Raw genomic sequence first — 17725 nt, 5'->3', positions numbered from 1 at the left:
CCATGAGCACCGACACCGACACCGATCAGGCGACCTCGCTGCTGCGCTTCGCCACCGCCGGAAGCGTCGACGACGGCAAGTCCACGCTCGTCGGGCGCCTGCTCCACGACTCCAAGTCGGTCCTGGCCGACCAGCTGGAGGCCGTCGAGCGGGCGTCGCTGGGCCGCGGCCAGGACGCGCCGGACCTGGCGCTGCTCACCGACGGGCTGCGCGCCGAGCGCGAGCAGGGCATCACCATCGACGTCGCCCACCGCTACTTCGCCACCGCCCGCCGCCGGTTCGTCCTCGCCGACACGCCCGGCCATGTGCAGTACACCCGCAACATGGTCACCGGCGCCTCCACCGCCGAGCTGGCCGTGGTGCTGGTCGACGCCCGCAACGGCGTCGTCGAGCAGACCCGCCGCCACGCCGCGGTCGCCGCGCTGCTGCGCGTCCCGCACGTGGTGCTGGCCGTCAACAAGATGGACCTCGTGGGCTACGCCGAGTCCGCCTTCGCCGCGATCGCCGGGGAGTTCGGCGCGTACGCCGCCTCCCTCGGGATACCCGAGGTCACCGCGATCCCGATCTCCGCGCTCGCGGGCGACAACGTGGTGACCCCGTCCGCCCACATGGACTGGTACGGCGGCCCGACCGTGCTGGAGCACCTGGAGACCGTGCCCGTCGGCGACGATCCCACCGCCGAGCCCGCCCGCTTCCCCGTCCAGTACGTCATCCGCCCCCGAACGGCCGCGCACCCCGACTACCGGGGCTACGCCGGGCAGGTCGCCTCCGGTGTGCTGCGCGTCGGCGAGCCGGTGACGGTGCTGCCGTCGGGGCGTACGAGCACGATCGCCGCCATCGACGGCCTGGCCGGGCCGGTGGACGTGGCCTGGGCCCCGCAGTCGGTCACCCTGCGGCTCGCCGACGACCTCGACATCTCGCGCGGCGATCTCATCGCCCCCGCCGGCGCGGCGCCCGGCACCACCCGGGACGTCGAGGCCACCGTCTGCCACGTGGCCGACCGCCCGCTGCGCCCCGGCGACCGGGTGCTGCTCAAGCACACCACGCGGACGGTGAAGGCGCTGGTCAAGGCGGTGCCGTCGCGGCTGGCCCTCGACGACCTCACCCAGCACGCGGACCCCGGCGAGCTGGCCGCCAACGACATCGGCCGGGTCGTCCTGCGCACCGCCGAGCCGCTCGCGCTCGATGCGTACGCCGACTCCCGGCGCACCGGCTCGTTCCTGCTGATCGACCCCGCCGACGGCACGACGCTGACGGCGGGCATGGCCGGGGCGGCGTTCACGGCAGACGCCCCGCTCGCGGCGGCGGACGGCGACGAGGGCTGGGACTTCCAGCGATGACGGGGCAGACGCAGGACGTCTTCGCGACGTTCGACAAGGAGGGCGGCCGCATCGGCAGCGGTGCGCTCGGCAGCGGGCAGGGCGGCGTGGGGCGATGTGCGGGCTGACGCCGGTCACCGTCCCCCATACCGCCCATATCGCTGAACGAGAGGAACCCCCCTCGTGTCATCCCCCGCTCGCCGGGTACTGCCGGCGCTCGCCGCCCTGCCGCTGCTGGCCATCGCCCTGGGCGCCTGCGGCTACGGCTCCCAGAAGGCCTCCGGCACCACCGCCGGCCCCGCGGCCGCCACCGGCGCGAAGCTCTCCGCCGACACCGTGCGGATCGGCTACTTCCCCAACATCACGCACGCCACGCCGCTGGTCGGCGAGCAGGAGGGCATCCTCCAGAAGGAACTGGGCACCACCAGGCTCGCCTCGACCACCTTCAACGCCGGTCCCTCGGAGATCGAGGCGCTCAACGCGGGATCCATCGACATCGGCTGGATCGGCCCGTCGCCCGCCGTCAACGGCTATGCGAAGTCCAAGGGCAAGAGCCTGCGGATCGTCGCGGGCTCGGCCTCCGGCGGGGTGAAGCTGGTCGTCGACCCCAAGAAGATCTCCTCACTGGAGGACGTCAAGGGCAAGCGGATCGCCACCCCGCAGAAGGGCAACACCCAGGACGTGGCGTTCCTCAACTGGATCTCCGGGCAGGGCTGGAAGGTCGACCCGCAGAGCGGCAAGGGCGACGTCTCCGTCGTCCGCACGGACAACAAGGTGACGCCCGACGCATTCAAGTCCGGTTCCGTGGACGGCGCCTGGGTGCCCGAGCCGACGGCCTCCAAGCTGGTGTCGGAGGGCGGGAAGGTGCTGCTGGACGAGAGCACCCTCTGGCCCGACGGCAAGTTCGTCATCACCAATGTGATCGTGTCGCAGAAGTTCCTCGACACCCACCCGGACGTGGTCGAGGCCGTCCTGCGGGGCTCGGTGAAGACCAACGCCTGGATCGCCGCCAACCCCGACCGGGCGAAGGCGTCGGCCAACGCGGCGCTGAAGAAGCTGTCCGGCAAGGAACTGCCGCCGGAGATCCTCGACCCGGCGTGGCAGTCCATCAGGACGACGGACGACCCGCTGGCTTCCACGCTCCAGGCCGAGGCGGACCACGCGGTCAAGGCGGGGCTGCTGGAGAAGCCGGACCTGACCGGCATCTACGACCTGACCCTGCTCAACAAGGTCCTCAAGGCCGCGGGCAGGCCCACGGCCGACGCGGCGCGACTCGGCAGGCAGTGACGTGTACGCGGCAGTAGGGGCTCGTATGCCCGCTCCCCGACCAGGAGGTGACCGGATGGCACCGGCACTGAGCACGAATACGTCCGCCACGGCCGCCGTCGGCGAGGGCCGGGCACCGGATACGGCCGTCCGGATCGACCACGTCCACAAGAGCTACGGCCGCGCCGACGGGGAGCGGCCCGTGCTCGACGACATCACCCTCGACGTCCGCCCCGGGGAGTTCGTGTGCCTGCTGGGCGCCTCGGGCTGCGGCAAGTCGACGCTGCTGAACCTGGTGGCCGGCCTGGACCGGCCGACCTCCGGCGCCATCGAGGTGCCCGGCGGCCGCCCCGCGCTGATGTTCCAGGAGCACGCGCTGTTCCCCTGGCTGACCGCGGGCCGCAATATCGAGCTGGCCCTGCGGCTGCGCGGCGTGCCGAGGGCGGAGCGCCGGGCGGAGGCGGAGCGGCTGCTCCAGCTCGTCCGGCTGGGCGGCTCGTACGGCAAGCGCGTGCACGAGCTGTCGGGCGGGATGCGGCAGCGCGTGGCGCTGGCGCGGGCCCTGGCGCAGGACAGCCGGGTGCTGCTGATGGACGAGCCGTTCGCCGCGCTGGACGCCATCACCCGGGACGTGCTCCACCACGAGCTGACGCGCATCTGGTCGGAGACCTCGCTGTCGGTGCTGTTCGTCACCCACAACGTCCGCGAGGCGGTGCGGCTCGGCCAGCGGGTGGTGCTGCTGTCGTCCCGGCCTGGGCGCGTGGTGCGGGAGTGGACGGTGGACATCCCCCAGCCGCGCCGGATCGAGGACGCGGCGGTGGCCGACCTGTCGGTCGAGATCACCGAAGAGCTCCGGAGGGAGATCCGCCGCCATGGCCGGGACTGAGACCGAACGCCCCCGGGCCGGGGAGGGGGATCTCGCCGGCCTGGAGGCCGGGCTCGACGCCCTCGACACGGTACCGGTGAAGCGGACACCGCTACGGGAAGTGCTGCTGCGCAAGGTATTGCCACCGATAACCGCCGTCGTACTGGTGCTGGTCGTGTGGAAACTGCTGGTCCTGGCCGGTGTCACGGACGACTACAAGCTCCCCGACCCGTCGGCCGTCTGGGGCGCCCTGCGCCGGCTGTGGCTGGAGGGCACGCTCTTCGGCATCGTCTGGACCAGCGTCTCGCGCGGCCTGCTCGGCTTCCTCGCCGCCCTCGCCATCGGCACCCCCCTGGGACTGCTGGTGGCCAGGGTGCCGCTGATACGGGCGGCGCTGGGCCCGGTCCTGTCGGGGCTGCAGTCCCTCCCGTCGGTGGCCTGGGTGCCGGCGGCCGTCATCTGGCTGGGCATCACGGACTCGGCGATGTACGCGGTGATCCTGCTGGGCGCCGTGCCGTCCATCGCCAACGGCCTGGTCTCCGGCATCGACCAGGTGCCCCCGCTGTATCTGCGGGCAGGCCGCACGATGGGCGCGACGGGCGTGCGCGGGGCGTGGCACGTCCTGCTGCCGGCGGCCCTGCCCGGGTATCTCGCCGGACTGAAGCAGGGCTGGGCCTTCTCCTGGCGATCGCTGATGGCGGCGGAACTCATCGCCTCCTCGCCCGACCTGGGCCTGGGCCTGGGCCAGTACCTGGAGAACGCCCGCACCGACTCCGACATGCCGGGGGTGCTGCTCGGCATCTCCCTCATCCTGTTCGTCGGCATCGCCATCGACCTGATCGTCTTCAGCCCGCTGGAGCGCAGGGTGCTGCGCTCGCGCGGCCTGGCGACGCGGTAGGGGCTCTTCCGTGGTGCTGCTCCTCGTCGCCCACGGCAGCCGCGACCCCCGGCACGCGGCCACGGTCGCCGCCCTGCGCGAGCGCGTCGCGGCCCGTCGGCCGGGGCTGCGCGTGGAGGTCGGCTTCCTGGACTTCTGCGCGCCGGGCGTGCCGCGCGTCCTCGAACGGCTGGCGGCGGAGGGCGTACGGGAAGTGGTCGCGGTTCCGCTGCTGCTGACGCGGGCGTTCCACGCCAAGGCGGACATTCCGGCCGCGCTGGGCCGGGCGACGGCCGTACTGCCCTCGCTGACCGTCCACCAGGCGGACGTCCTGGGCCCGTCGGCCCTGCTGACGGACGCGCTGGACCGGCGGCTGCGACAGGCCGGCGTGCGGGACGCCGACCGGGGCTCGACCGGGGTCGTCCTGGCCTCGGCGGGCTCCTCCGACCCGGAGGCGATCGCGGTGATCGCAGAAATCGCGCGGGAGTGGCGGCACACGAGTGGTTGGTGTGCCGTGCGGCCCGCGTTCGCCTCCGCCTCCTCGCCGAGGACCGAGGACGCGGTGCGCGCGCTGCGCGGCGCCGAGGGCGTACGGCGCGTGGCGGTCGCGCCGTACGTCCTGGCGCCGGGACGGCTGCCGGACCGTATCGCGGCGGGGGCGCGGGGGGCCGACCACCTCGCGGACGTCCTGGGGCCGGCCCCGGAGGTGGCCGCGCTGGTGCTGCGGCGGTACGAGGAGGTCCTGGCCATGCCTTCCCCGGTCGCGGCGGCTACCGGGTGAGCAGGGTGAGGACGTTGACGAAGGCGGTGAGGAGGGCGGCGCGGTCGGCGGGGGTGGTGTCGGTACGCGACAGGACTGCGGTGAACGCCGCGATGAGGACGAGCAGTTCGGGAGTCATGCGCCGAACTTCGCCGATTTCCCGTTCGCCGGCGTTCGCGCGTATGAAGATGAACGCATGGGTGCTGATGCGGGGGCGTCCGGGGCACTGGCCGAACTGGGCACGGTCCTGCGCCGGTTGCGGCTGGAGCGCGGGCTGACCTATGTGGCACTGGAACGGCGGGCGGGGCTGGGCCACACGACCGTCAGCCAGACCCTGAACGGGCGGAAGGTACCGGCGGAGGGCACGGTACTGGCCCTCGCCAAGGCCCTCGGCGCCGACCCGGGCCCGCTGCTCGCGCTGCACGCGAGAGCGGCGGCGGAGGCCGCTCCGGAGGCCCTCCGGATCAGCGCGGAGGACGCGGCGTTCGAGGAGCGGTACCGCCGGTACGTGGTCGAGCGGCACGGCGAGCTCACCATCGTCGGGCTCGACCCGCAGGGACCGCACGCGGCGGGGTGGCCGCTGGATCCCGCCTACGTCAGCCTGGAACTGGCGAGCAGCCGCGACGACGGCGCTCTCGCCGTGGTCGAGCGCGCCGAGAAGGCCCTCGCGGGGCGGCGGCGGACGCTGATCCGCGGGCTCGCGGGCAGCGGCAAGACCACGCTCGTGCAATGGCTGGCCGTCACCTGCGCCCGGCGCGACCCGTCCGGCGCCCTCCCCCACCTGCGGGGATCCGTCCCCTTCTTCCTCCCCCTGCGCAGGCTCGACCTCAAGAGCGCCCTGCCCGCTCCGGAGCGCTTCCTCGAAGCCATCAGGAGCCCCCTCGCGACCGCGCAGCCGCCGGGCTGGACGGACCGGATCCTCACGAGCGGGCGAGGACTCCTGCTCATCGACGGCATCGACGAGGTCCCTTCGCGGCGGCGCGAGGAGACGAAGGACTGGCTCCACGATCTGATCGCCGCCTATCCGCACTCCTGCTTCGTCGTCACCACACGGCCGACGGCGGTGCCGGAACGCTGGCTCGGCGGGGCGGGTTTCGCGGAACTGACCGTACGGCCGATGGACCGGAAGGACGTCCTCGTCTTCGCCACCCGCTGGCACGCGGCGGCCGGCACCGACCCCGGCCTCGAAGAACTCTTCAAGGACGCGGTACGGGCCCAGCGGCCCCTGGCCCAGCTGGCGACCACCCCGCTGATGTGCGCCCTGATGTGCGCGCTCCACCGCGACCGCCGCAGCCGGCTCCCCCGGAGCCGGATGGAGCTGTACGAGGCGGCGCTGGCCATGCTGCTGGGGCGCAGGGACCACGAGCGGGGTGTCGAGGCCCCGGAAGGGATCACCCTGAGCCGGCAGGAGGCGGTCCGGCTGCTGCAACGGCTGGCGTACTGGCTCATTCGCAACAAACAGGCGGAGATGGAGGAGGAGACCGCGCTGGCCGTCATCGAGGGCGCCCTCCCGGCGATGCCGGCCGTCGCCGAGCAGGGCGACGCCCGGCGCGTCCTCACCCACCTGGTCTCGCGCTGCGGACTGCTGCGCAGGCCGACGGCGGACACCCTCGACTTCGTCCACCGCACCTTCCAGGACTACCTCGGCGCGAAGGCGGCCGTGGAGGAACACGACCTCGGCCTGCTGGTGCAGAACGCCCACGACGGCCAATGGGAGGACGTCGTACGGATGGCCGTGGCCCACGCCCGGCCCGCCGAACGGGCGGCGCTGCTCAACCGGCTGACGACACGCGGCGACCGGGACGCCGGCCACCGGACGCGACTGCGGCTGCTCGCCATGGCCTGTCTGGAGCAGGCCGACGAGCTGGTCCCGGAGGTCCGGGCGGCGGTGGAGCAACGGGCGGCGACCTTGCTGCCGCCGCGTACGTCCGACGAGGCGCTGGAGCTGGCCGCGGTGGGGTCGGTCATCCTGGACCTCCTGCCGGGGCGGCCGGAGGGGCTCCCGGACACGGAGGCGGCGGCCGTCGTCCGCACGGCGGCGGCGGTGGGCGGGGACGCCGCCCTGACATTGCTCAAACGGTACTGCGCCAGCCCCAGCCCGCTTGTCCACGAGGTGCTCTCGGGGAGGTGGGGCGCGTTCGACACCGAGGAGTTCGCGGAGGAGATCCTCGGCCGGCTGCCCGCCGGCTGTCCCATCACGGTGCACAGCCCCACCGCTCTGAGGCTGATGCCCGGGCTCCCCCAGAAGTCGGACATCTGCTTCGTCGGGAACCTCTCCGCGGACGACATCATGAGGGCGGTCGATCCGGACCGGTTGACGGCCATCAGGCTGTCCGCCAATCACCGGCTGACCGACGTGACCTTCCTCCGGAGCCTGCCGGGACTGCGGAGACTCTGGCTGTCGAAATGCTCGGAGATAGCCGACTTGTCGCCGCTCGCCGGACTCCCGCTCACCCAGTTGCTGATCTGGGACACCCGCCCGCACGACCTGCGCCGGCTGTCGGAGCTCCCCGAGCTCGACGAGCTGGACCTCGACCTTCCCGTGCACCGGTCGCACACGTCGTCGCTCCCCGCCATGCCCAAGCTGCGGAAGCTCCACGCGTGGCAGCGCAACGCCTCACGATCCCTGACGGGCATCGACGCGTTCGGCGGACTGGAACGCCTCAGCATCCAGGCCACCAGCTTTCCCGAAAGGGATCGCGAGGAACTCACCCGCCTGCCGCACCTGACGCACCTACGGATCACCGGGCAGAACATGTCCCGGCTCATCGAGAGCCCGCCCTTCCCTCAGGTCCGGGAACTCACGCTCTTGGATCCCTCGCACGCCCCCATCGACCTGACAGCCGTGGGCAAGGTCTTCCCGGCCCTCCGGTCGCTCGGGATCGACGGCCGGCTGGGCCCCACGGACGTCGACCTGACGCCGCTCGCCGGCATCGACCGGCTCCATGTCCGCGTCGAGGAAACCGAGGCGGTCCTCGGCCTGGATCTCTTCCCGGCCGGCAGGGTCACGCTCGTCCCCGGGCCCCGCTCCTGATCGTCCGACGACCGCCGTGCCCCGTGGGGGTTGGGCACGGCGGCCGATGGGACGCGACCGTACCAGGGGTTACGTGATCGGCCGAACTCCGGCGTGTCCGGATACCGCCCCCGCATGGGAGAGACTGACGGCATCCTGTACGACGGAGAAGTGGAAGGAACGGCGTGGCATTCACCGAACAACGGGCGCGCGAGCTCCTCGCGGCGGCGGGCACCCCGGTCCACGCCGCCGAGGCCGAGCTGCTGTCCCTCGGCGAGAACGCGGTGTTCGCCGCCGACGGCCTCGTCGCGAAGGTCGGCCGGGACGCGTCCCTCGTGGAGCGGGCCGGCCGGGAGCTGCGGATCGCCGCCTGGCTCGCGGAGGCGGACGTGCCCGCGGTGCGGGCCGCGGAGCCCGGGGTGCTGGTCGCCGAAGGGCACCCCGTGACGCTCTGGCACCGCCTCCCCGCGGCCGAGCGCCCCGCCGGTCCCGCCGACCTGGCCGTCCTGCTCCGGCAGGTGCACGTCCTGCCGGACCCGGGGTTCGGGCTGCCCCGGCGTGATCTGCTGGGCGGCGTCGAGCGGTGGCTGCGGCTGGCCGGGACGGCGATCGACCCGGCCGACGCCGACTATCTGCGCGAGCGCCGCGACGGGTTCGCCGCCGCGGCCGCCGCCCTCGTCCCGCAGCTGCCGCCGGGGGCGATCCACGGTGACGCCCTCCCCCGCAATGTCCACATCGGGCCGGACGGGCCCGTGCTGGTGGACCTGGAGACCTTCGCCTCGGACCTGCGGGAGCACGACCTGGTGGTGATGGCCCTCAGCAAGGACCGGTACGGGCTGGACCCGGACGCCTACCACTCCTTCGTCCACACCTACGGCTGGGACGTCCGGGAGTGGGAGGGCTGCGCCGTGCTGCGCGGCGCCCGGGAGACGGCGAGCTGCGCCTGGGTGGCGCAGCACGCGCTGGGCAATCCGGCCGCCCTCGCGGAGTTCCGCCGCCGGGTCGCCTCGCTGCGCGAGGACGACCCGGCGGTGCGCTGGTACCCCTTCTGACCGGCTGTCCCTTTGGAGCTGCGCGGCTAGAGGAACGAGGAGCGCGGTCCGTCGAGGGTGGCGTTCATCCGCGCCAGCTGGCCCTCCGTGAACATGAACATGGCCGCGTCGTCGACGTAGTCCATGTAGTTCATGAACATGTCGCCGTCGGGTGCGTTGTTGCACGTGACGCGGGGGAAGTCCGGCGCGCCGAAGTTGGGCCCGCCCTGGTTGGGTGTGTCGGCCACGAAGTCGGTGCCGTTGCAGGCCGTGCCGTCGTCGCCCCAGATGTGGAAGAGGTTCAGCCAGTGGCCCACTTCATGGGTCGCGGTGCGGCCCAGGTTGAAGGGTGCCGTCGCGGTCCCGCTGGTGCCGAACGCGGAGTGGAGGATGACCACGCCGTCGGTGGCGGGCGGTCCGCCGGGGAACTGCGCGTACCCGAGCAGCCCGCCGCCCAGCTCGCAGGACCACAGGTTGAGATAGCGGTCGGAGGGCCAGGGGTCCTGGCCGCCGGTCGCCGTCGACTTCACGGCGTCGTCGGTACCGAAACTCGCGGTCGCGGTCTTGGTACGGGTGATGCCGTTGGTCGGCGCCCCGGACGGGTCGGTGGTGGCCAGCTGGAACTCGATGTTGCAGTCGGCTGCCAGCGCCTGCCAGACGGCCGGGACGCCGGAGACATCCGCGTTGGTCTTGCGGTAGTCCCGGTTGAGGGCCTCGATCTGGCTGGCGATCTGGGCGTCGTCGATGTTCTGCGCGCCGTTCTGGTGCACGACGTGGACGACGACCTCGATGAGGGTCACTCCGGCACGGGTGGTCCGCTCGTGCCCCTTCTCATAGGCGAAGGCCTTGTTCTCGAGGGCCGCGCGCGCCTCCGCGTACGGAGCGTGTTCGGTGAGCAGTCTGCGGTGGACTTCCATCGTCCCGCACAGCAGGCTCTCGGGTGACCTCTCGGCTGTGGCGTTCTGCCGGTTCTCGGGCATGCTGCACCTCCTCTGATCGCCGTGGAACACGGCGAGTTACGGGAGAGAGTCGGGCCCGATGGCGTCTACGGTAGACCCGTAGGACGTGGAAAGAGATGGATATCGCGGAATTCAATTCCAACCGTATGTCAACCTTCCGGATCCCGCCATTCAGGTGAATCCGGGCGATTGCCGAGGTGTTTGAGGAATGAACGAGCCACCCCAGGCTCTCTTCCGGCGCTGGACGCATTCCCGTGAAGAGGACTCCGCCGACATCGCCGTCTACCGGCCCGCCGACTATCCCTTCCCGCCCTCGCGAGGGCGGGAAGGGATGGAGTTCGCCGCCGACGGAACGTTCACCGACCACCCCATCGGGCGCGGTGACGCCCCCGACTCCGTGCCCGGCGTCTGGCAGACCAAGGACGGCGTCCGGCTGACGATCTCCTTCCCCGAGGCGGGGCGGCCCGGACGGGAGCTGGAGATCGTCTCCTGCGACGAGAGCGCGCTCAGGGTACGGGGCTGAGCGCTCCGCCGGAAGTCCGGTACGTCGTCCGCTGGTGCGTCGTGGCTGGTCGCGCCCACGCGGCGGTAGCCGCGTATCGACACTGCCCCGCGCCCCTTCGGGGCGCTGCCGAACCGCACCGGACTTCGCCAAGGCCGCTCAGCCGGCGCCGTGCCCGTCGCCGCGCGCAGCCGCTCGGCTCAGCGCAGCGGCCACGTTCCCTCCACCACCGCCTCCGGATTGCCCTGGCGCCGCAGCCACTTCTGATAGCCGGCCGCCCACTCCCCGTACCACCGCTCCTGGTCGCGGTGCAGCTCCCACAGGTCGGCCGCCGCGACGTCCTCGTACCGCCCGGCTATCGCGCGGGCCACGCGCACGGCCGCCAGGGCGTCCGCGCCCGCCTCGTGCGCCCCGTCGAGCACGACGCCGTACTCCCCGCAGGCGGCGGCCAGAGTGCGCCGGCCCTTGCGGAAGCGGTCGACGGCACGGTCGATGGTGAGGGGGTCGACGACCGGGCCCACAGCCGCCGGCGCGCCCGCGCCGTCCTCGCCCAGCCGCTCGGTCAGCGACCGCAGGCCGTACCGCGCCAGCTCGGCCGAGAGCAGACTCAGATCGAAGGCCGCGTTGTACGCGACGACCGGCACGCCCATCGACCAGTGGCCGGCCAGGGCGGTGGCCACCTCCTCCGCCACCTCGCGCGCCGGCCGCCCGCAGTCTGCGGCCCGCTCGGTCGTGATGCCGTGGATCGCCGTGGTCTCGGCCGGTATCGGCGTGCCCGGGTCGGCCAGCCAGAGCCGGCCCGCGACGACCTCGCCGCCCTTGGTCTCCACGACCGCCGCGGTGACGATCCGGGCCGTCGACGGGTCGGTGCCCGTCGTCTCCAGATCGAAGCCGACCAGACGCTCCTCGTGCCAGGCCATCGCGGTCCCCCCTGTCGGTTGTGCTTCCCCCGTCTGGTCCCCAGCGTCGCACGGCCCACTGACAACGGGCCGGGCCCGGGCCCGGGCCGAAGGAGAGACCGGCCGTGAGGAGTGCGGTGAGGAGTCCTGCGAGGAGTGCTGCGGGGAGTCCGCTACGACACCGGCCGGGAGTCCTCCCACACGCCCTCGAACTCCTCACGGTAGGTCTCGAAGAGACCGCCGTCCGCGTCGGTCCGGCCCTCCCGCAGCACGCTCCGGCCGTGGCCGCCGCGCAGGACGAGCACGGGCGACTCCATGCCGCGGGCCTTGCGCAGGTACGACTGGACGACGGCCACGCCGTCCGAGCCGTCGCCGTTGATCAGGTAGGCGGTGAAGCGGGGGGTCTCGTCGAAGACGCGGATCTCGAAGCCGCCGGTGTCGCGCAGCCGGTCGCGGACCCGCCGCATGTGCATGATGTTCATCTCCACGGACCGGCTCATCTCGCCCTTCTTGATCCCCAGTTCCCGCTCCCGGCGGCGCACTGCGCTGCTGGCGGGGTTGAGGAAGAGCAGCCGGGTGCGACAGCCGGCCTCGGCGAGGCGGACCATGCGCCGCCCGGAGTAGTTCTGGACGAGCAGGTTCAGGCCTATGCCGACGGCGTCGAGGCGGCGGGCGCTGCCGAAGAGGTCCTCGACGGGCAGCTGGCGCTGGAGGCGCACCCGGTCGGGGTGGACGCCGACGACATCGGCGTAGCGGTCGCCGACGAGGTCCTCGACGGCGTCTATGGGCAGCCGGTCGGCGGAGGGCGTGCCCGCGCCGTGGCCGCTGCCGAGGATGTCCAGCAGCCGGGCCGAGGCACGTTCGGCCTGGGCGAGGACGGTCTGGGAGAGCGCCCGGTTGCGGGAGACGACGTTGCGGGCCACCTCGAGCTCGTCCAGTGCGAGTTCGAGTTCGCGCCGGTCGTCGAGGTAGGGCTCGAAGCACGGCCAGTGCTGGACGACCAGCTCGCGCAGCTGGGGCAGGGTGAGGAAGCTGAGGACGTTGTCGTCGGCCGGGTCGAGCAGATAGCCCTTGCGGCGGCTGACCTCGCGGACGGCGACGGCGCGCTGCACCCACTCCTGGCCGGCCGGGCCGGCGGCCGCGACGACCCATTCCTCGTCGCCGTGGACCGGCTCGTAGACCGGGCGCAGCACGGCGGCGACGACGGCGCGGAGCCGCTGCTCGACCAGATTGAGCCATATGTAGGCGCGCCCCGCCCGGCGGGCGCGCGTGCGCACCTCGCCCCAGGCGTCGGCGCCCCAGTCCAGTTCCGCCCCGATCTCCCTCGGGCGGGTCAGGGAGACCACGCCCGGAGGGGTGTCGGACGTGCCGTCCTCTTCCGGACAGCCGTCCCCAGGGGGCAGCTCCAGCCCGCCCGAGCTCACCTGCGCACCGCCTTCCGCCCCCGTCCCAACGATCAAGGCAGACTACTGTGCGGGCGGGAGGGGGTGCACCCGCGTCCGCCGGGCCTTCGGCCAACTCTGCCGCCGGACGTGCCGGTTGTCCGACAGCCGGGCGCCGGACGTGATCTGATTCATAGCCAGAAGTAGCCGGAAGGGTGGCGTCACCCGCTCGGCGGAGCCCTCGGGGCGGGCGGCGGACCGGCTTTTGCCGAAGATCTGCGGAAAGCGCGGCCCGGGGTGGAAGACTTCTGGGCATGCAGGTCTGGCCGGGACAGGCGTACCCGCTCGGTGCCACGTACGACGGCGCCGGGACCAATTTCGCGGTCTTCTCGGAGGCCGCCGAACGGATCGAGTTGTGCCTGCTGCACGAGGACGGCTCGGAGACGGCGGTGGAGCTGCGGGAGACGGACGCCTTCGTATGGCACGCGTATCTCCCGGGTGTGATGCCGGGTCAGCGGTACGGCTTCCGGGCGCACGGCCCGTACGAGCCCCGGCGGGGACCGCGCTGCAACTCCGCCAAGCTGCTGCTCGACCCGTACGCGAAGGCCGTGGGCGGGGCGGTGGACTGGGGGGAGGCGGTCTACGGCTATCACTTCGGGCGGCCGGAGAAGCGCAATGACATGGACTCGGCACCGCACATGATGACTTCGGTGGTGGTCAATCCGTACTTCGACTGGGGGGACGACCGGCCGCCACGTACGGAGTATCACCGCACGGTCATCTATGAGGCCCATGTGAAGGGCCTGACGATGCTTCACCCCGCGCTGCCGGAGGAGATCCGGGGCACGTACGCGGCGCTGGCGCATCCGGCGGTGATCGGGCATCTGACGGAGCTGGGGGTCACGGCGATCGAACTGATGCCGGTCCATCAGTTCGTGCACGACCACCGGCTGGTGGACACGGGGCTGGTCAACTACTGGGGCTACAACACCATCGGCTTCTTCGCGCCGCACAACGCGTACGCCTCGTGGGGCGACCGGGGCCAGCAGGTGCTGGAGTTCAAGACGGCGGTGCGGGCGCTGCACGCGGCGGGCATCGAGGTGATCCTGGATGTGGTGTACAACCACACGGCCGAGGGCAGCCATCTGGGGCCGACGCTGTCGTTCCGGGGGCTGGACAACGCGTCGTACTACCGGCTGACCGACGATCCGCGCTACTACATGGACACCACCGGCACCGGCAATTCGCTGCTGATGCGGAGCCCGCACGTCCTTCAGCTCATCATGGACTCGCTGCGCTACTGGGTGACCGAGATGCGGGTGGACGGTTTCCGCTTCGATCTGGCGGCGACGCTGGCGCGGCAGTTCCACGAGGTGGACCGGCTGTCGTCGTTCTTCGACCTGGTGCAGCAGGATCCGGTGGTCAGTCAGGTGAAGCTGATCGCGGAGCCGTGGGACGTGGGCGAGGGCGGCTATCAGGTCGGCAAGTTCCCGCCCCTGTGGACCGAGTGGAACGGAAAGTTCCGGGACACCGCGCGGGACCTGTGGCGGGGCGAGCCGGCCACCCTGGCGGAGTTCGGCTCCCGGCTGACCGGCTCCTCCGACCTCTACCAGGGCGACAGCAGGCGCCCGCTGGCCTCCGTCAACTTCGTCACCTGCCACGACGGCTTCACCCTCCACGACCTCGTCTCGTACGACGTCAAGCACAACGAGGCCAACGGCGAGGACAACCGGGACGGCGAGAGCCACAACCGCTCCTGGAACTGCGGTACCGAGGGGCCGACCGACGACCCGGGGATCCTCGCCCTGCGCGAGCGGCAGATGCGCAATTTCATCGCCACCCTGATGGTCTCGCAGGGCGTGCCGATGCTCAGCCACGGCGACGAGTTCGCCCGCACCCAGCGGGGCAACAACAACGCGTACTGCCAGGACGGCGAGCTGTCCTGGGTGCGCTGGCCGGGCCGTCCGGAGGAGCCGGAGGGGGAGGACGTGGACGAGGCGACGGCCCGGGCGCTGCGGATGCTGCGCTTCACCCGGTCGCTGGTCTGGCTCCGCCGCGACCACCCCGTCTTCCGCCGCCGGCGCTTCTTCCACGGCCGCCCGGTGCAGGGCACCCACGACGATCTATCCGATATCGCCTGGTTCACCCCGGAAGGGGAGGAGATGCGGGACGGCGACTGGCAGGTCGCCCACGCCAGGTCCCTGACCGTCTTCCTCAACGGGGGCGCCATCTCCGAGCCCGGGCCGCGGGGCGAGCCGGTGACCGACGACTCCTTCCTGCTGATGTTCAACGCGCACGACCGGCCGCTGGATTTCACCGTCCCGGCCGACCACGGCGCGCAGTGGCAGGTCGTCGTCGACACGACGCGCCCGGAGGGCGTCGAGGCGGACGGACCGAAGGTCCGGGCGGGTGAGCGGCTGACGCTCACGGACCGCAGTCTGGCGGTGCTGCAGCGGCCGGCCTAGCGTTCCCACTGCGGGCCGGTGGGGGCTTGTCGCGCCCACGCGGCGGCAGCCGCATGTCAGGCACAGCCCCGCGCCCCTAACGGGGCCCGGAGGTGGGTACGTATGTTCTTGTGAAGCCGCCCACCGCCACGTACCGGCTCCAGCTCCAGCCCGCCTTTCCCTTCGCGGCGGCCGAGCGTGCCGTGCCCCGCCTCGCCGGGCTCGGCGTGTCCCATCTCCATCTCTCCCCGCTCCTGGAGGCCGTCCCGGGCTCCACGCACGGCTACGACGTCGTCGACCACACGGCGGTACGGGCGGAGCTGGGCGGCGAGGACGGGCTGCGCTCCCTGGCCCGTACCGCCCGCGCGCACGGGCTGGGGCTGATCGCCGACATCGTGCCCAACCACATGGCCCTGCCCGCCGCCGGGCGCCCCGGCGGCCCCCTGTGGCACGTGCTGCGCGACGGCCCGGCCTCCCCGTACGCCCGCTGGTTCGACATCGACTGGGCCGAGCACGGCGGCAAAGTGCTGCTGCCCGTGCTCGCCGGCCGGCTCGGCGACGAGCTGGAACGCTTCACCACCGGCGACGGCGTGCTGCGCTACGGCGACCACGTCCTCCCCCTGCGGCCCGGCACCGAACGGCTGCCGCTGCCCGAGCTGCTGGACGCCCAGTGGTACCGCCCCGCCTGGTGGCGGCTGGCCCGCACCGAGCTCAACTACCGGCGCTTCTTCACCGTCTCCGAGCTGATCGCGGTGCGCGTGGAGGACCCGGAGGTCTTCGCCGCCACCCACGCCACGATCCTCCGCCTGCTGCGCGAGGGCGTCCTCGACGGGCTGCGCGTCGACCACCCGGACGGGCTCGCCGACCCGCCCGCGTATCTGCGGCGGCTGCGCGACGCCACCGGCGGACGGTGGACGGTCGTCGAGAAGATCCTCGCCGGGGACGAACGGCTGCCCGGCGGCTGGCCCGTCGCCGGCACCACCGGCTACGACGCACTGCGCCGGCTCGACGGCCTCTTCACCGACCCCGCCGGGCTCGGCGAACTCACCGCCGCCTACCTCGCCTTCACCGGCTGCCCGCCCGACCGCGGCGGCGACTGGCCCGCGACCGTGCGCCGCGCCGCCCACCGGGTCATCGGCCACGAGCTGGCCGCCGAGACCGAACGGCTCGTCCGCACCGCCGTCCGGCTCTGCGAGACCTCCCACCGGCTGCGCGACCACGCCCCCTGGGCGCTGCGCACCGCCCTGTGCGAGATCCTCGTCCGGCTGCCCGTCTACCGCCCGTACGTCGCGGCGGGACGGCCCGCCGCGACCGCCGACGCCGCGCTGCTGGAGGAGGCCGCCCGGGGCGCCCTGGGCGCCTTCGCCGTGCCCGGCGAGGCCCGGGCCGTCGAGCTGATCCGCGACGCCGCCCTCGGCCGCCTCGGCGACGGCCCCGACCAGCGGGACTTCTGCGCGCGCTTCGCCCAGACGGCGTCGGCGCTGCGCGCCAAGTCCGTCGAGGACACCGCCTTCTACCGCTACGCGCCCCTGTTGTCGGCGACGGAGGTGGGCGGCACCCCCGACCGGCCGGCGGTCGCCCCGGAGGAGTTCCACGCCTTCTGCGCCCGGCTGCGGCGCGACTGGCCCACGACCGGGACCGTCCTGTCCACCCACGACACCAAGCGCAGCGCGGACGCGCGGGCGCGCGTCGCCGCGCTGAGCGAACACCCGGCGCGCTGGGCCCGGCTGATGGACCGGATGTGGTCCGGCTCCCCCGCGCCGGACCCCCACCTGGCGTGGACCGCTTGGCAGAACGCCTTCGCGCTGGGCTCCCCCGACGCCGCCCGGCTCACGCCGGCCGTCCTGAAGGGCGCGCGGGAGGCCGCGCTGCTGACGACGTGGACGGAGCCGGACGCGGCGTACGAGGCGGCGGTCGAGGCGTTCGTCCTCACCGGCCCGTGCGGGGCGCCGGGCCGGGCGGCGCTGGCCGCGTTCGAGGAGGAGGCCGGGGCCGCGATACGGGCCAACACCCTGGGGGCCGCGCTGCTGCATCTGACGATGCCGGGGGTGCCGGACGTGTACATGGGGACGGAGGGGCTGTACCGGGCGCTCGTCGACCCGGACAACCGGTGGGTGCCCCCCGTCCCCGACGAAGCGGAGGGCGGGCTCGCCGGCGAGAAGCTGCGGCTGACGCGGGCCGCGCTGCGGCTGCGGCGCGAACGGCCGGAGTGGTTCGGGGAGGAGGGTTCGTATGTGCCGCTGTACGCGTCCGGCCCGGCGGCGCAGCACTGTGTGGCCTTCGCGCGGGCGGGCGAGGTCGTCACCGTGGCGACACGGCTGGCAGGGCGGTTGGGGGAAGCGGGCGGCTGGCAGGACACGACCCTGGAACTGCCCGGGGACGGAACATGGCGGGATCTGCTGGGGGGC

Annotated in this window: 14 protein-coding genes; 10 read left to right on the top strand and 4 right to left on the bottom strand. The window is 72.9% G+C overall.

Translation table 11 applies throughout. The features are described 5' to 3' along the window. The first annotated feature begins 2 nt into the window (after positions 1–2). The 5 genes from K6I33_RS08415 (at position 3) to K6I33_RS08395 (ending at position 5108) form a co-directional block, all read left to right on the top strand. Positions 3–1340, top strand: a complete 1338-nt coding sequence (locus tag K6I33_RS08415) for a sulfate adenylyltransferase subunit 1 (protein WP_229349412.1) — start codon at positions 3–5, stop codon at positions 1338–1340. A gap of 162 nt (positions 1341–1502) precedes the next feature. Continuing rightward, entirely contained in the window at positions 1503–2606 is a 1104-nt protein-coding gene (locus K6I33_RS08410; protein WP_229349410.1) for an aliphatic sulfonate ABC transporter substrate-binding protein, read from the top strand. 55 nt (positions 2607–2661) lie between these two features. Further along, positions 2662–3471, top strand: a complete 810-nt coding sequence (locus tag K6I33_RS08405) for an ABC transporter ATP-binding protein (RefSeq protein ID WP_229349408.1) — start codon at positions 2662–2664, stop codon at positions 3469–3471. After that, positions 3458–4348, top strand: coding sequence for an ABC transporter permease (locus K6I33_RS08400; RefSeq protein WP_229349406.1), 891 nt, complete (start codon positions 3458–3460; stop codon positions 4346–4348). The genes K6I33_RS08405 and K6I33_RS08400 overlap by 14 nt, the downstream gene beginning before the upstream one ends. Before the next feature lie 10 nt (positions 4349–4358). Continuing rightward, on the top strand, positions 4359–5108 hold the full coding sequence (locus K6I33_RS08395) for a sirohydrochlorin chelatase (RefSeq protein ID WP_229349404.1): 750 nt from the start codon (positions 4359–4361) through the stop codon (positions 5106–5108). Here K6I33_RS08395 and K6I33_RS35975 read toward each other — a convergent pair. After that, positions 5098–5226, bottom strand: a complete 129-nt coding sequence (locus tag K6I33_RS35975; protein WP_275126657.1) for a hypothetical protein — start codon at positions 5224–5226, stop codon at positions 5098–5100. The genes K6I33_RS08395 and K6I33_RS35975 overlap by 11 nt on opposite strands. A 57-nt stretch (positions 5227–5283) precedes the next feature. On the opposite strand from K6I33_RS35975, the gene K6I33_RS08390 reads away from it, so the two are divergent. Together K6I33_RS08390 and K6I33_RS08385 are read left to right on the top strand one after the other, a co-directional pair. Then, the gene (locus tag K6I33_RS08390) at positions 5284–8121 is read left to right on the top strand and encodes an NACHT domain-containing NTPase (RefSeq protein ID WP_229349402.1); all 2838 of its coding nucleotides are present in this window, start codon (positions 5284–5286) and stop codon (positions 8119–8121) included. Positions 8122–8285: 164 nt separating this feature from the next. Continuing rightward, a complete protein-coding gene (locus K6I33_RS08385) occupies positions 8286–9152 on the top strand; it encodes an aminoglycoside phosphotransferase family protein (RefSeq protein WP_229349400.1) in 867 nt (288 codons plus the stop codon). Positions 9153–9178: 26 nt separating this feature from the next. Here the strand turns inward: K6I33_RS08385 and K6I33_RS08380 are convergent, their stop codons facing one another. Further along, on the bottom strand, positions 9179–10111 hold the full coding sequence (locus K6I33_RS08380) for a zinc metalloprotease (protein ID WP_229349398.1): 933 nt from the start codon (positions 10109–10111) through the stop codon (positions 9179–9181). A gap of 187 nt (positions 10112–10298) precedes the next feature. Between K6I33_RS08380 and K6I33_RS08375 the strand changes: the two genes are divergently transcribed. After that, positions 10299–10613, top strand: coding sequence for a hypothetical protein (locus K6I33_RS08375; protein WP_229349396.1), 315 nt, complete (start codon positions 10299–10301; stop codon positions 10611–10613). 179 nt (positions 10614–10792) lie between these two features. On the opposite strand, the gene K6I33_RS08370 is transcribed toward K6I33_RS08375, so the two are convergent. Next, positions 10793–11512: an exonuclease domain-containing protein gene (locus K6I33_RS08370; RefSeq protein ID WP_229349394.1), complete on the bottom strand. Its 720-nt coding sequence runs from the start codon at positions 11510–11512 to the stop codon at positions 10793–10795. Between the two features lie 152 nt (positions 11513–11664). Further along, positions 11665–12915, bottom strand: coding sequence for an SAV2148 family HEPN domain-containing protein (locus K6I33_RS08365; RefSeq protein ID WP_229349392.1), 1251 nt, complete (start codon positions 12913–12915; stop codon positions 11665–11667). A gap of 272 nt (positions 12916–13187) precedes the next feature. Between K6I33_RS08365 and glgX the strand changes: the two genes are divergently transcribed. Further along, positions 13188–15338 carry a glycogen debranching protein GlgX gene (gene glgX / locus K6I33_RS08360; protein WP_229349389.1) on the top strand — a complete coding sequence of 717 codons (2151 nt, stop codon included), beginning with the start codon at positions 13188–13190 and terminating at the stop codon, positions 15336–15338. Positions 15339–15448: 110 nt separating this feature from the next. Further along, positions 15449–17725 (top strand): malto-oligosyltrehalose synthase (gene treY / locus K6I33_RS08355; protein ID WP_229349387.1); only part of this gene is annotated, 2277 nt, incomplete at its 3' end.

This window comes from Streptomyces sp. UNOB3_S3, assembly GCF_020740895.1.
Classification (GTDB): Bacteria; Actinomycetota; Actinomycetes; order Streptomycetales; family Streptomycetaceae; genus Streptomyces.
The sequence above is the reverse complement of the archived record's forward strand: the minus strand, read 5'-3'. Positions and strand labels throughout refer to the sequence as shown.